The sequence below is a fragment of the Arthrobacter sp. SAFR-179 genome (assembly GCF_059414945.1).
The window spans coordinates 236,192-250,136 of sequence record NZ_JBPFDM010000005.1; the positions used below are offsets into that span (position 1 = coordinate 236,192).

The 13,945-nt window shown below is 65.8% G+C and carries 13 protein-coding genes and 1 pseudogene; 8 read left to right on the top strand and 6 right to left on the bottom strand.

Features of this window, described 5'->3' with window-relative positions; genetic code table 11:
- Window positions 1-91: 91 nt before the first annotated feature.
- Window positions 92-991: pseudogene (locus ACR65K_RS11265) on the bottom strand (2-hydroxy-3-oxopropionate reductase); the annotation flags it as partial.
- 31 nt (window positions 992-1,022) lie between these two features.
- Entirely contained in the window at window positions 1,023-1,823 is an 801-nt protein-coding gene (locus ACR65K_RS11270; protein WP_056330745.1) for a hydroxypyruvate isomerase family protein, read from the bottom strand.
- Window positions 1,824-2,015: 192 nt separating this feature from the next.
- On the opposite strand from ACR65K_RS11270, the gene ACR65K_RS11275 reads away from it, so the two are divergent.
- The 3 genes from ACR65K_RS11275 to ACR65K_RS11285 all read left to right on the top strand — a co-directional run bounded on the left by ACR65K_RS11275 (window position 2,016) and on the right by ACR65K_RS11285 (window position 4,985).
- Window positions 2,016-2,906, top strand: a complete 891-nt coding sequence (locus tag ACR65K_RS11275) for a hypothetical protein (protein ID WP_440152867.1) — start codon at window positions 2,016-2,018, stop codon at window positions 2,904-2,906.
- A 162-nt stretch (window positions 2,907-3,068) separates the two neighbouring features.
- Window positions 3,069-4,112: a LacI family DNA-binding transcriptional regulator gene (locus tag ACR65K_RS11280; RefSeq protein WP_440152868.1), complete on the top strand. Its 1,044-nt coding sequence runs from the start codon at window positions 3,069-3,071 to the stop codon at window positions 4,110-4,112.
- Window positions 4,113-4,241: 129 nt separating this feature from the next.
- Window positions 4,242-4,985, top strand: coding sequence for an MBL fold metallo-hydrolase (locus ACR65K_RS11285; RefSeq protein WP_440152869.1), 744 nt, complete (start codon window positions 4,242-4,244; stop codon window positions 4,983-4,985).
- 79 nt (window positions 4,986-5,064) lie between these two features.
- On the opposite strand, the gene ACR65K_RS11290 is transcribed toward ACR65K_RS11285, so the two are convergent.
- Both ACR65K_RS11290 and ACR65K_RS11295 read right to left on the bottom strand, forming a co-directional pair.
- Window positions 5,065-6,354: an MFS transporter gene (locus ACR65K_RS11290; RefSeq protein ID WP_440152871.1), complete on the bottom strand. Its 1,290-nt coding sequence runs from the start codon at window positions 6,352-6,354 to the stop codon at window positions 5,065-5,067.
- A 55-nt stretch (window positions 6,355-6,409) separates the two neighbouring features.
- On the bottom strand, window positions 6,410-7,669 hold the full coding sequence (locus ACR65K_RS11295; RefSeq protein ID WP_440152873.1) for a M20 metallopeptidase family protein: 1,260 nt from the start codon (window positions 7,667-7,669) through the stop codon (window positions 6,410-6,412).
- 136 nt (window positions 7,670-7,805) lie between these two features.
- On the opposite strand from ACR65K_RS11295, the gene ACR65K_RS11300 reads away from it, so the two are divergent.
- A complete protein-coding gene (locus ACR65K_RS11300) occupies window positions 7,806-8,825 on the top strand; it encodes an Lrp/AsnC family transcriptional regulator (protein WP_440152892.1) in 1,020 nt (339 codons plus the stop codon).
- A gap of 81 nt (window positions 8,826-8,906) precedes the next feature.
- On the opposite strand, the gene ACR65K_RS11305 is transcribed toward ACR65K_RS11300, so the two are convergent.
- On the bottom strand, window positions 8,907-9,461 hold the full coding sequence (locus ACR65K_RS11305) for a hypothetical protein (protein WP_440152875.1): 555 nt from the start codon (window positions 9,459-9,461) through the stop codon (window positions 8,907-8,909).
- A gap of 312 nt (window positions 9,462-9,773) precedes the next feature.
- On the opposite strand from ACR65K_RS11305, the gene ACR65K_RS11310 reads away from it, so the two are divergent.
- The 4 genes from ACR65K_RS11310 (at window position 9,774) to ACR65K_RS11325 (ending at window position 12,703) form a co-directional block, all read left to right on the top strand.
- The gene (locus tag ACR65K_RS11310; protein WP_440152877.1) at window positions 9,774-10,073 is read left to right on the top strand and encodes a putative quinol monooxygenase; all 300 of its coding nucleotides are present in this window, start codon (window positions 9,774-9,776) and stop codon (window positions 10,071-10,073) included.
- A gap of 103 nt (window positions 10,074-10,176) precedes the next feature.
- Window positions 10,177-11,055 carry a Rieske (2Fe-2S) protein gene (locus ACR65K_RS11315; RefSeq protein ID WP_056330726.1) on the top strand — a complete coding sequence of 293 codons (879 nt, stop codon included), beginning with the start codon at window positions 10,177-10,179 and terminating at the stop codon, window positions 11,053-11,055.
- A gap of 174 nt (window positions 11,056-11,229) precedes the next feature.
- Window positions 11,230-11,865: a GyrI-like domain-containing protein gene (locus ACR65K_RS11320; RefSeq protein WP_056330723.1), complete on the top strand. Its 636-nt coding sequence runs from the start codon at window positions 11,230-11,232 to the stop codon at window positions 11,863-11,865.
- A gap of 55 nt (window positions 11,866-11,920) precedes the next feature.
- A complete protein-coding gene (locus ACR65K_RS11325; RefSeq protein ID WP_440152879.1) occupies window positions 11,921-12,703 on the top strand; it encodes an MBL fold metallo-hydrolase in 783 nt (260 codons plus the stop codon).
- 90 nt (window positions 12,704-12,793) lie between these two features.
- Here the strand turns inward: ACR65K_RS11325 and ACR65K_RS11330 are convergent.
- Window positions 12,794-13,945: HNH endonuclease signature motif containing protein (locus ACR65K_RS11330; RefSeq protein WP_440152881.1), on the bottom strand; the 1,152-nt coding region annotated here is incomplete at its 5' end.

Sequence of the window (13,945 nt, forward strand, 5' to 3'; positions counted from 1 at the left end):
GGGGGTGGCCGCCGTCGTAATTGACGACGGCGGCCGGCGTGTCTGTGTCGAAGTGCCCCGTTATGGCGGGGCTGGTTTGCCTGCTGCCGGGTTACTTGCGGCCGGAGAGCTGGAGGACCTGCTTGAAGAGTCCGGAGTGGTCCAGTGCGCCGTCGCCCTGGTTGACGGTGGCGGCGACGAGCTGCGCGACGACGGCGCCAAGGGGGATGGCGACGTTGGCTTCGCGGGCGGCGGAGGTGACGATGCCGAGGTCCTTGTGGTGCAGGGCCAGGCGGAAGCCGGGGTCGAAGTTGCGGTCCAGCATCTTCTGGCCCTTCTGGTCCAGGACCTTGGAGCCGGCCAGGCCGCCACCGAGGACCTTGAGGGCGGCGTCGGTGTCCACGCCGTAGGCCTCGAGGAAGGCGATGGCCTCGCCGAGGACCTCGATGTTCACTGCGACGATCAGCTGGTTGGCTGCCTTGACGGTCTGGCCGGAGCCCGAGGGGCCGACGTGGACGATGGTCTTGCCGACGGCGTTCAGGACGTCCTGGGCGGCGTCGAAGTCTGCCTTGTCGCCGCCCACCATGATGGAGAGGGCGGCGTCGATGGCGCCCTGTTCGCCACCCGAGACCGGTGCGTCGAGGGGGCGGATGCCTGCTTCCTTGGCCTCTGCCGCCAGGCGGACAGCGACGTCGGGGCGGATGCTGGAGGCGTCGATCCAGAGGGCGCCCTGCTTTGCGTTGGCGAAGACGCCATCCTTGCCGCTGACCACGCCCTCAACATCGGGCGAGTCCGGCACCATGGTGATGACGACGTCGGCGTCCTTCACCGCGTCAGCGATGCTCGAGGCGCCCTTACCGCCTTCGGAGACGAGCTTGTCGATCTTGTCCTGGCTGCGGTTGAAACCGGTGACGGTGTGGCCGGCCTTGACCAGGTTGATGGCCATGGGCAGGCCCATGATTCCGAGTCCAATAACTGCAACGTTGCTCATGATGGTTCTCTTTCCTGAAAGTCTGTGTGGTCTTGCTGGTCTGCTGCTGCGGTCAGCGGGCGGCGTGTTCGCGGATGGCCCAGCTGAAGGCGGTCTCCTGCGGTTCCTTGTACTCGAGGCCGATGTAGCCCTCGTAGCCGAGTTCGCGGCTGCGGGCGATCCATTCGCCGAGGGGGAGGGTGCCGGTGCCGGGGGCGCCGCGGCCGGGGTTGTCGGCGATCTGGATGTGGCCGAATTCCCTTGCGTGCTTTTCGATCACGGCGGGGACGTCATCGCCATTGACTGCCAGGTGGTAGAAGTCGGCGAGGAGCTTGATGTTGCCGACGCCGGTCTCCTCCTTGACGCGGGCGATGACCTTGAGTGCGTCGTCGGCGGTGAGGAGCGGGTACTTAGGTGCGCCGCTGACCGGTTCCAGGAGGACGGTGCCACCAATGCGGGCGACGCCTTCTGCCGCCGCCGCCAGGTTCTTGACGGCCAGTTCGTCCTGCTCTTCGGGGGTAAATTCGTCCTGCCGGTTGCCATAGAGGGCATTGAAGGCCTTGCAGCCCAGGCGCTCGCCGATGCCGGCCACCACGTCGATGTTGTCCTTGAACTCGGAGCAGCGGCCCTTCCAAGAGACCAGGCCCCTGTCGCCGCCGGGCATGTTGCCGGCGTTGAAGTTCAGGCCCGTGAGCTGCACGCCGGCGTCCGTGATGGCGTTCTCGAACTTGGTGATCTCGCTGTCTGCCGGGACCGAGGTCTCGAAGGGCCACCAGAACTCGACGGCGTCAAAGCCTGCTGCCTTTGCGGCAGCGGGGCGCTCGAGCAGGGGAAGCTCCGTGAGGAGGATGGAGCAGTTCACTGTGTACGTCATCGTAGGTCCTTCCGAGGAGGGGCTTTGATCTATCTTCCCTTGCTTCCGGCTTCCTCACCGTTTCCGCTTTGTGGAATTTAGATTCTGCTTTATGAAAAGTGTAGGTAACGCGGGGTGGGGTAGTCAAGGGGAGCCCTGGGCAGGAGACTGGTATGAGGTAAGCCAGCTCAACAGGAATGGACTCGAGCGATCATGACCGGTGCCCGTCTGCGTCTTGTAGCCTGGCTCGTCGCCCTGGCCGGATTCCTCACCGCCTGCGTTCCGGTGGCAGGGTTGCAGGAGGCCGCGACCTCTCCGGCTGCCTCCGCTTCCAGCACCGCATCGGTTGCCGCTGGTTCGCCTGAAGACGCGTCCGGGGGTACTGTCCTGGCTGCGCCCGCGGCTCCCGTCGAATCCACTACGCCAACCCCGACACCGGCCCCTGCCCAGGCGCCTCCGACTGTTGCTGCCCCGGCCCCGGCCCCTGCCCCAGCGCCAGCGCCGCAGCCGTTCGCCCTGAACCTGTACCGGGAGGGGGACTTCGTTCCGCAGTACACCTTCGACTGGTGCGTGGCGGCGAGCATCCAGATGGCTCACAACCTCATCGACGACACAGGCGGAGGCGCTTGGGCTGACTCCACCCAGCAGGGTCAATTGTGGGAGATGGCCCGTGCCCGCTCCTCCGATTCGTTCAACGGAGCCAATCCGTTCGGCTGGGCGCAGGTGCTGACGGAATCGGGGATGGGGCCCTACCGCGTGGTGAGCATTGCTGACTATGGCGAGGCGGTTCGGACTGCCGCCCGTGCCATCGCTGACACGGGCCGTCCTGTGGGGCTGGTCATGTGGAGCGGGCGGCACGCCTGGGTGATGAGCGGATTCGAATCCCTCGGCGACCCCCGGCAGTTCCCTGACTTCGCCGTGACCGGCGTCCACGTCCTGGACCCGCTGTACCCGTACGGCAGCGGACAGTGGGGACCGTCGCCTGTCCCCAACAGCCTGTTGACGCCGGAGGAGCTGGCCACGCAGTTCGTGGTCCGCGAGCCGCGCCGCTGGAGCAGCAGCCTGCCCGCCGGGTACCTCCTGGTGCTGCCGGTAGCTGCCTGAACCTGCCAGGCCCGCCAGACCTCTTCAATTAAGGAAATCTGTTTCTGCGGCTGCCGGATCGTGCTCGGCGTGGCGCCCGGCGGCGCCAAAGGCTGGACCAGGAACGAGTAGCCTACTGATAACCCCTGCGGCAGCACCAAAACATAAGGACGTCCGAGACAGATGAGCAACAGGAATATTGGCATCAAGGACGTAGCCGTGGCCGCCGGCGTGTCCGCCACCACCGTTTCTCACGTCCTCAACGAGGTGTCCTACGCCAGGGTCAGCCAGGAAACCCGGAACAAGGTGCGATCCGCCGCGGAGCAGTTGGGTTATGGGCCCAACCGCTTGGCCCAGGCCCTCCGCACCCAGAGGACAGGGGTGCTTGGCCTGCTCAGTGAGGACATCGCCACCACACCCCACGCCGGCAGGATCATCCTCGGCGCGGATGAAGCCGCCAGGGCGCGGGGGTACAACCTCATGGTCATTAACACCTCCGGCTCAGCCAGCCTGGAATCCCGGCGGGCCGACGTCGAGGCCCTCCTGGAACGCCGCGTGGACGGAATCCTCTACGCCACCATGTACCACCGCAGCGTTGAGCTGCCGCCAAACCTCGGCAGCGTGCCCTCCATCCTGGTCGACTCCGTAGCGGCCGACGGTGACATCATCGCCGTCATCCCGGACGAAGCTGGGGGTGCCCGCGTTGCCGTGCGCGCGCTCCTTGAGGCCGGCCACACCCGGATCGGTTTCATCAACAACACCACGGAGGTGCCCTCAACCCGCCTGCGGCTTCAGGCCTTCCGCGCCACCCTGACTGAAGCAGGGCTCGACGGCGACGCGGCACCTGTCGAGTCCGCAGCCTCCGATGCGCAGGGCGGCTATGAGGCCGCGCGGCGGATCCTCGCGGGGGAGGAGCCGCCCACCGGCCTGTTCTGCTACAACGACCGGATGGCGATGGGAGCTTACCGCGCTGCCGCGGAGTTGGGGCTCCAGATCCCCGCCGACCTTTCAGTCGTCGGTTTCGATGACCAGGAACTGATCGCCGCCAATCTCCATCCGGGCCTGTCCACCGTAGCCCTGCCGCACTACGCCATGGGAGCCTGGGCCACAGAGCATCTGATTGATGCCATCGAGGGAAAATCCGACCTGCCCCAAACGGCGGTTCGCCCGACCATTCTGCGCTGCCCGCTGGTGTGCCGCGATTCCATCGGGCCTCCCCGGAACTAGCCCTCGGCACCACGGGGTGGGGCACAGGGGTCAGGACAGGTGTCCGCCCGCGCGGCTTCAGTCTGCCTGTTGCTGGGTACTTTCAGGGGGACAGTGACCAAACAGCCGCCCACCTGAAGGAGCCCCGGCATGATCATCCCCAGCGTCGCAGACGGCGTTCACCTGATTACCCACGCCAACGTCAACTGCTACGTGATCGAGGACAGCCACGGAGTAACCCTGGTGGATGCCGGCCTGCCCACCATGTGGTCCATGCTCACGCAACTCCTGGAGGAACGGAACCGGCGCCCGCAGGACGTCAAGGCCCTGGTCCTCACGCACGGCCATTTCGACCACGTGGGATTCGCGCTGCGGGCCCACCGGCAGTGGGGAATCCCGGTGCTGGTGCATCAAGGGGACGCCAGGCTGGCAGCGCACCCCTACCGCTACAAGCCGCAGCGCAACCGCTTCCTCTACCCGTTTACGCATCCCAAATCCCTCCCGCGGCTCGGCAGCATGGCAGTGGCAGGTGCCCTGGCCGTCAAAGGCATCTCCGACACCCGGCCGCTGGGCACCGGGGTGGCGGACGCGCTGACAGGCCGTCCCGCCGTCGTCCATACCCCCGGCCACACCGACGGGCACTGCATCCTCCACCTCCCGGACCGCGGCGTCCTCCTCACCGGCGACGCGCTGGTGACCCTGGATCCCTACACGGGTGAGGCCGGACCGCAGATCGTGGCCTCCGCCGCCACCAAGGACACCGGGCAGGCGCTGGCATCGCTGGAGGCCATTGCCGCCACGGGGGCCACCACGCTGCTGCCGGGCCACGGCGAGCCCTGGAAGCAGGGGGCGGAAGCGGCTGTGAAGCAGGCACTGAAGATTGGCGCGCACTGACGGTGGCAGCCCCCGGTAATAAACGCAAAAGGTCCCCGGCGCGCTCAATTGCGCCGGGGACCTTCTGCCAGTGGGGCGGCTAGTGCGTCAGGTCCTTGCCCTTGGTCTCCGGGATAGTGAAGACGAACGCCGCACTGACCGCCAGCAACAGCACGGCGTAGATGTTGAACACCTGCGGCGCGCCCAGCGAGGATCCCAGCCACTGCTGCAGGTACGGGGCAGTGCCGCCGAAGACGGCCACGCAGATGGAGTAGGGGACACCCACGCCCACAGTGCGGATGGACGTCGGGAACAGCTCGGCGTACACGGCCGGCACAATGGCGGCGCTCGCGGCAATGAACACGAGCATCACTGACATGCTGACCGCCAGCTGCCAGGCGGAATCCTTCAGCAGCCACGTCATGGGGAAGTGCATGACAGCGGAGCCGATGGCGCCGGCCCAGAGAACCTTTTTGCGGCCGATCCGGTCGGAGAGCTTGCCCCACACCGGCAGGGCGGCGATGAACACGATGTTGGCGATGACGCCGGCCCACAGCGCCTCGCCACGGTCGATCTTCAGGGCAGTGGTGGCGTAGCTCGGCGCCACCACGCCCCAGATGTAGTAGATCACCGTGAGGCCCACCGTCAGGCCGATGACCTGCAGCGCCTGCTTGCGGTAGCGGACGATCTGGGGCCAGATCGGGGCGCGCCGCTCGGAGGTGGCTTCACCTTCAAAGGCCTCGGTTTCATGCAGCCGCGACCGCATGATGAGTGCATACAGGCCCATGGCGGCGCCGATCAGGAACGGGATCCGCCAGCCCCACGCGTTCATCGATTCGGTGCTCAGGCTCATGTTCAGGATGGCGCCCAGCAGGGTGCCGAAGAGGATGCCAACGGTCCCTGACGTGTAGATCAGGGTGGCCCAGAAGCCGCGGTGCTCCTTGGGAGCCATCTCGGACAGGTAGGTTTGCGACGACGGCAGCTCACCACCGTGCGCCAGGCCCTGTACCAGCCGGGCCACCAGCAGCATCAGGGAAGCGAACGCCCCGACGCTGGCAAAGGTGGGGGCGACGCCGATCATCAGGCTGCCCAGTGAGGCGAGGCCGACGGCGAGGGTCATCGACGTCTTCCGGCCCACCCGGTCGCCGATCCAACCAAAGAGGAACCCGCCAAACGGCCGGGCCACGAAGCCGACGGCGAAGATCGCCAGGGTGGACAGGACGGCCGATGCGGGGTCCGCCTTGCTGAACAGCTGGCTGGCGATGAAGGGGGTGAATGTGGCGTAGATGGCCCAGTCGTACCACTCAACGGCGTTGCCGATGCCGGTACCGATGACGGTCTTGGCGGTGGACATGCGTCCAGTCTGTGCCTTGGTTGCTGCAACGGACATGGTTTTCTTCCTGGTCGGTTGGGTCTGGGGGATACCGGTGGAACTGGTGCAGGCCTTAGGAGGCCTGCGAAAGTGCGGCCAGCCGGGACATGGCGAGTTCCGCATAGAGGGCGGCCCCGTCAGCCAGCACACCGTCGTCGAACGTTGCGTACGGTGAGTGGTTGAACGGCGAGGTTGCCGGATCTCCGGCCGGGGCGACGGCGCTGAGCCCAACAAACGTGCCGGGCACCTCCTCGAGGACCCGGGAGAAGTCTTCCGAGCCGCTGAGGGGAGTGGCCCAGCGCGAGAGGCGGCGCTCGCCGAAGAGCTCGGTGATCACCTTTTCGGCGGTGTGGGTTTCGTCTTCGTTGGTGATGGTGAGGGGGTATTCCTGCAGGTAGTCGACGACGACCTCCACCCCGTGCGCGGCCGCGATCCCCTTGAGCAGCCGCGGTACGGCCTCCATCATCTTCAGGCGTGATGCTTCCGAGAACGTCCGGATGGTGGCCTCGATGCGGGCCGACTCCGGGATGACGTTCCGCTTGGTACCGGCGTGGAGGACACCCACGGACAGGACCACGGGATCGAACATGTTGAACTGCCGGGTGACCATCACCTGCAGGGCGGTCACCATTTCCGCGGCCACCGTTACGGGATCCTTCGCCGCGTGCGGGGCCGAACCGTGGCCGCCGGCGCCAAGCACCGTGACTTCCAGGCCGTCGGAGGCGCTGAGCATGACGCCGGGCTTGGTGCAGAAGGTGCCGTGCGGCTCGAGCGAGGAGAACACGTGCATGCCGTAGGCCGCGCTGACCCTGGTTCCGGCGGCGTCCAGGACGCCCTCGCGCAGCATGTAGCTTGCGCCGTCGAAGCCTTCCTCGCCCGGCTGGAACATAAGGACGACGTCGCCGTGCAGCAGGTGCCTCTTCTCGGCCAGGAGGGTGGCGGCGCCGGCGAGCATGGCGGTGTGCAGGTCGTGGCCGCAGGCGTGCATGGCGCCGTCAGCCTGGGAGGTGAAGTCCACGCCGGTTTTTTCCTGGACGGGGAGCCCGTCCATGTCGGCGCGGAGCAGGACGGCCGGGCGGGCCGTGCTGCCGCCGGCATTCGTTTGCCCTCCGGTGCCCGTCTCCCCAGCGGCCGGGTGCCCGCCGCGCAGGACCGCAGTGACCGACGTCGTGTCCTTGCCCAGCGTGATTTCGTAAGGAAGCCCGTCCAGCGCCTGAAGGACCCGCTCCTGGGTGCGGGGGAGGTGAAGGCCGATTTCCGGCTGCCGGTGCAGGTCATGGCGGAGCCTGGCGAGGTCTTCCTGCAGGTCCTTGGCGTCATCGGTTACGGGCACGTGTCACTCCTTGGAAATGGGCATCAGGGCTTGTGGACTATTCTGAAGTGGCGTAGTTCACATGTTGTGAAAGCGCAGTAATTATTTACTGGGGCCCGCCTTTCGGCAGGATCTACGCATGAGCAAAGGAAGTTTGATGGAGCTCAGCGAGGACGATCTTGCCCTGATTCAGGTCCTGCAGGCCGCGCCGCGCCTGGGATGGGCGGATGCTGCCAAGGTGCTGGATGTGCATGCCACCACGCTGGCGGCCCGCTGGGAGCGGCTTGCCGCCAGCGGCGCCGCGTGGGTGACGGCACACCTGGCGGGTGACCCGAAGCAGATGCTCCTGGCATACGTGGCGGTGGACTGCGAGATGAACCGGCGGGACAGTGTCACGGCGGAACTGGCCGCTGTTCCGGAGATCATCACCGTGGAGGAGGCGGCCAGCAACCGCGACCTGATGCTGACAGTCATCACGCGGTCGCTGGAGGAGTTCAGCGACAAGGTCATCACCAGGCTCAAGGCTGTTGAGGGACTCACGAAATACCAGGTGGCCCTGTGCACCCGGCTGCACAGCAGCGGCGATGACTGGCGGCTGAATGTCCTGAACCGCTCCCAGCTGGCCACGCTCCGGACCTTTGCCGCCGCGGCTGGTCCGGCCTCCGTTCAGGCGGCGCAACTTCCGCAAAGCCACCTCGACCTGCTGCCGTTTCTCGCCAGGGACGGCCGCGCGACGGCTGCCGACATCGCCCGCGCCCTTGGCCGTCATCCAGCAACCGTGCAGCGCCAGCTGAACCGGGTGCTGGCCAGCGGCATCCTGTCGTTCCGCTGCGAAATCGCCCAGCGGTATTCGTCCTTCCCGGTGACGTGCCAGTGGTTCGTCAACGTTCCGGCGGGGCAGCATGAGGCAGCTGCCGCCGGGATCCGCACCATCAGCAATGTCCGGCTCAGCGCCTCCACCACCGGGCCCACCAACTTCGTGATCATCATGTGGCTGCACACGCTGGCCGATGTCATGTCCGCGGAGCTGGCGCTGCAGCAGAAGGTTCCCGGCATTGAGATCGTGGAGAGCGCGGTGATGCTGCGGACGGTCAAGCGCGTGGGCTGGATGCTGAAGGAGGACACGACGGCGAGTGGCGCCGTCGTGCATGCTGGAAGCCTGGGCGCGGCGGAGTGAGCAGTTCAGGCACAGTAAGGAGCCAGGGGCCTTGCCCCTGGCTCCCCAGTGGTTATGCGGATTGAGCGGACCGTAAAAGGCCTACTTACCGTTATGGTCTACTTCCACTACGGCGCTCTTCTCCCAATCAGTCCAGTCGGACCAGTGTCCGCCGTGGTTCTCCACGCGGAATTGGACGCGCTGGTAGACCTCTTCAACCTTGCGGTCATGTTTGCGGTCATCCATTTCGAGATCTTCACAGTCGTCGTGCTTATTCATCGCGTAGTCATGGCGTCCATGGTCGTCGCCGAAATCCACGTAGCAGTGAATAGTCGTTGCGTCGTCATGGCGGTCAAAGTCCACGCTGACCGTCCTTTCCGCCAGGCGGTCGTCGTGGTGATGACCTCGTTCGTCCTCATAGATCCACTGGCGGATCTCGACGGTCTTTTCGCCGTTGCAATCGACCATAATACTGAAGTCGACTTTGTCGCCGCGGAGGTCCTCTGGATCAAGCGGGTCGACCGTACAGCCGTAGCGGCTGGTTTCGGCATTGGCCGGTGCGGCCAGAGCCAGGAAACCTCCGAACATACCTAATGACAGAACCGGAACCAGGGCCACCTTTGCCCGGGCCGAGTGGTTTTTTTGCGTGTTGGACATATTTCTCGTTGCTCCTCAAAGGGTGCGATTCACCTTTGCGGGCAGCCTGAAGCCGTCACATAATAAGCATTTTCACTGATACAGCATGGCGGCACTGCCCGCCCCATTTAACTGCCAGCCCGGAAATGCGGGCGGCTTCGACTCCGGACCCTTCCGCTTCGCTGTGGGGGTGGTCCGGTCGTTTAATCCTCCGCCTGTGTCCAACGCTGCGCTAGGGGGCGGCCTACCCTACTTGCGCATAGATTTCAAGAGCCCGCGAGGGTACGGCTGTGGACCGGCACCGTTGTCCGAGTGGTACTGCAAACTGTCCCTATGACATTTGCCAATGTGGGAATACTTGGAACCAAGCCTGGCCAGCGCGACGCCCTCGTGGCCATCCTGCTGCGACCCAAGACCGGAATGAAGGAAGCGGGCTGCCTCCTCTATGAGGTGGGCATCAACGACGACATGCCGGACACCGTTTTCGTTTCCGAACTATGGGAATCGGCGGAGGCCCACCGGGCATCGCTGGAACTGGACAGCACCAGGGCCGCGATCGCCGAGGCGATGCCGCTGCTGTCCGGGGAGATGGGAGGCCACCGGTTCACGGTTCTGGGGTCACCCCTGCGCTAACTGGGGCCTGCTGACTTCCGGCCCAGTACTGTTCCCCCTTCTGATCCAGGGCTATGCTCTCGGGCATCGACTGGATATCTGGAAACGGGGTAAGGGGACACACATGAAGCCGCTGCCTGCACTTGAGCTTGTCACCCGTCTTGAGGAAGCTGAATGGCTGGACCCCCTGGCCAAAAGCGTCCGCAAGGCCGTCAAGAAGGTCATCAAGCCACAGTGGGCCCGTGACCTCCTGCATGGCGTTCCCATCGGCCACCCGGTGCACCCCCTTGCAGTGCAGGTCCCCATCGGCGCCTGGCTGTCAGCCGGCGTCCTTGATGCCGTTCCAGGTGGCGAGAAAGCTGCCAGGCTGTTGATCGGTGTGGGTACCGCAAGTGTTATTCCCTCTGCGCTGGCCGGACTCACCGACTGGACGCAGCTGCATCCGCAGCAGCAGAGGGTGGGCCTGGTGCATGCGGCGGCCAATGTCACGGCAACCGGGCTCTACATTGCCTCACTGGTCCAGCGGGCCCGGGGCGGCCAGGGCGGCGGCAAGGTGCTGGCGTATCTGGGGCTCGCAACGGTGAGTGCCGGTGGCTTCCTCGGTGGACACCTCACATACCGGCAGGCCGCCGGCGTCAACCACAGCGAGGAAATCCCGCACCGTTTTCCGTCCGGCTGGCATCCGCTGGCACCGCTGACCGAGCTGCCGGAGGGCGGCCTCCACAAGCGCGAGGTGGCGGGGATTCCATTGCTGGTCCACCGTGAAGGCGGCACCGTCAACGTGCTGTCCGATGTCTGCAGCCACCTGTCCGGGCCACTGCATGAAGGCAAGATCAAGGACGTGGCCGGGGAGGCCTGCGTTGTTTGCCCCTGGCACCGGAGCACTTTCGCGCTGCGCACGGGGGAAGTGAAGGCCGGTCCCGCCACCTCCCGGCAGCCGGTTTTCGAGACCCGCGTCAGCGGGGAACTCGTGGAAGTGTGCCTGCCCGGGGCAGACGGCTAGAGAAGGACATTCGGCCCTACTGGCTGCTCCAGGGCCGGGGAAAACTAACTTCATGGCGAGGGCCATTGGAGTGAGACTGCCAGCGCCACAAATGCGCTGGCAGGGCCGCGTTGGATTCCCGCGGTTGGGCGTTCCATTCTGCTCCCTGCAAAGCAGCCGGAGGGAGTGTGTACGGTGAGTGACGTTCGGCAGGACGTTGCGGCTCTGTATAAAACACGCAAGGGGTCTGTCGACTTCGTGGACGTCCCTCCGCTGCTCTTCGCCCTTGTCCAGGGTCAGGGGGATCCTGACGGACCGGCATTCGCGGAGGCGGTCCAGGCGCTGTTTACCGTCAGCTACGCGGCGCACTTCGGACTCAAGAAGCAGTCCGGCGAGGGGACAAAAGTGATGCCCCTGGAAGCCTTGTGGTGGTTTGAGGACCCGAATCATGCGGAAAGTCTGGAAGGTGTGGCCGCTGGCTTTACGGGACTCTCAGGCATTCCACGGGAGTCCTGGCGGTGGCAGGCCATGATGCTCCAGCCGGAACCTATCGACGAAGCCCTTCTGGAACGGGCCTTGGAAGACTCCCGTTCCAAAGGCCTTCCGGGCTTGGCGTTGGTCCGCTTCGAACGTTGGGAAGAAGGCCGATGTGCCCAAGTGCTCCATATCGGTCCCTACGCCGACGAAGGTCCCACAATTGCCCGACTGGACGCTGCCATCACGGAAGCCGGATTAAAGGTCCGGGGGCGCCACCACGAAATTTACCTGGGTGATCCCCGGCGCAGTGCACCGGAAAAGCTGCGCACCCTGGTTCGCCACCCGGTGGTGTGAGAGGGCAATGATGCGGATTTCAGAACCACGGGAGATTGCCTCCGGAGTGATCCTCATGACCACAGGTTCCGGGCCGATGGCCTCAAATCTCTACTTGGTGAGGTCCGGTCCCGCGTGGGTGATGGTTGATTGCGGATGGGCGGGCAGCGCGGAACCGGTGCGCGCCGCTGTGGAAAAAATCCTCGGATCCGCCCACGGCCCCGCAGCCATCTTCCTGACGCACATCCACCCGGACCACTCCGGCGCAGCCGGAACCCTGGCGCGGCTGTGGGATATCCCGGTGTTCGTCCACCAGGCCGAACTGCCGACGGCTGCTGGGCGGTACATCCCTGAGTTCTCAATGCCGCTTGACCGGTGGTTCATCGCCCCGCTCCTGTGGTCCCTCCCAGCCCGGGCACGCCGGCGGATCGAAACGGCAGGGGACATCACCGATGTGGTGCAGAGTCTTCCCCAAGACGGCAAGGTGCCGGGCTTGCCCGACTGGATCGCCGTCCCCACGCCCGGGCACACCGCCGGTCATGTCACCTACTGGCGCTCCGGCGATGGCGTCCTGATCACGGGTGATGCGGTGGTAACAGTCAACCTCAACTCAGTCCGTGGCATCCTGTTCGGGATGCCGGATTTGTCCGGACCGCCCATATACACCACATGGAACTGGAAGCTGTCCAAGGATTCAGCTGCGCGCCTGGCGGAGCTGGGCCCACGGTTGCTGGCGCCCGGCCATGGGCCGCCGCTGGCCATGGGGGTTGTGCCCCGGCTACGGGCTCTGGCTGCCGGAGAGCGCGCTCATCGGATCTCACTTCGTCGCCGCATCGGGGGAGCACCCGAGGCCGTTTAGCCATCTGGACCTGTGAACAAGCCCCCGAGACCTTGCACAGCACAGCGGGTTTATGAAATTCCTGCTTCAGGCCAGCCCTAAATTGCAGGGTTAAAGCGCGAGACGTTTCAGAAGTGCTTCCTCCAGCAGGCTTCGTTGCCCGGGTAGTAGCCCCCGCGGCCACTGGGTTGGTTCGGGGTCGGGGTGTTCGGGTTTGTAGTGCCGGCCTGTTGGTGAGGTCCAGCCGGGCGGTCCGTTGTGGGTGGCGGGGTCGGGGATCCATGGCCGTGCGTGTTTGAGCCGGTGATGTTTTGGGCAGAGTTGTGCCAGGTTGTTGGTGCCGGTGGTTCCGCCGTCTTCCCAGGCGGTGAGGTGGTCGGTGTCGTTGTCAGGTGTGTGGTTGCTGCAGCCGGGGAAGGTGCATTTGCCGTCCCGCATCCGGATCCATTGTTTGATGGTCTCGGGGAGCCGGTAGCGTTGGCGGCCGATCTCCAAGGGGGCTCCGTCGCGGGGGTCGACCAGGACCCGGTAGAACGATTCCGCCCCGTCCGCGACGAGTTTCCGGGCCATGGACGCCGGGATCGGGCCGAAACCGTCCAGTACCGCGGGTTCGTCCGTCTGGCCGAGCAGGGAGAACGCCGGGACCATGACCAGCACGTCGGCCCGCGGGGTGGGGACCTTCCCGATTTCCGTAGTGGCTCCCAAACCGGCCGTGCCGGAGACGCCGTCTGCACCCGGCGCGCTCCCGGTACCGGAGACGCTGCCTGCACCCGTTCCCGCAGCATCATCAGTCCTCCCGGCGGCCTCACCCGCAGCAGCCTCACCCGCAGGCGTTCCGGTGCCGAGGAGTAGTGATGCGGCGATGTCGGGGCGGAGTTGGGTGATCGTGCGGGGCTCGTCCGGGCCTTGGAGGCCGCGGGCGGTGGCGGTGGTGCGATTCCAGATGGCGCAGGCGGTGTCGCCGGGGAGGTGGAGCGAGATCCAGGCCATGCCGTCACGGTCCGGGGTGTATTCCATCCGGCGGTCCGCAACACCCTTGGCGTGGCGTTTCTCCAGGGTTTCGGGGTGGTGGCGTTCCCGCCAGGAACGGACTTTCGTGCGGAACCGGGAGGGCACGAGCTCACCGGGGGCGGCGCCGCGGGCTGGGTTGGGGGCGTCGGGGTCGAAGAAGTGGGCCACGAGGGCGGCGGCGGCGTCGGGGGTGAGGCCTTCGGTTTCGTCGGCGACAATTTTGGCGTGCTGCCAGGACAGGTCCCCGGCGGC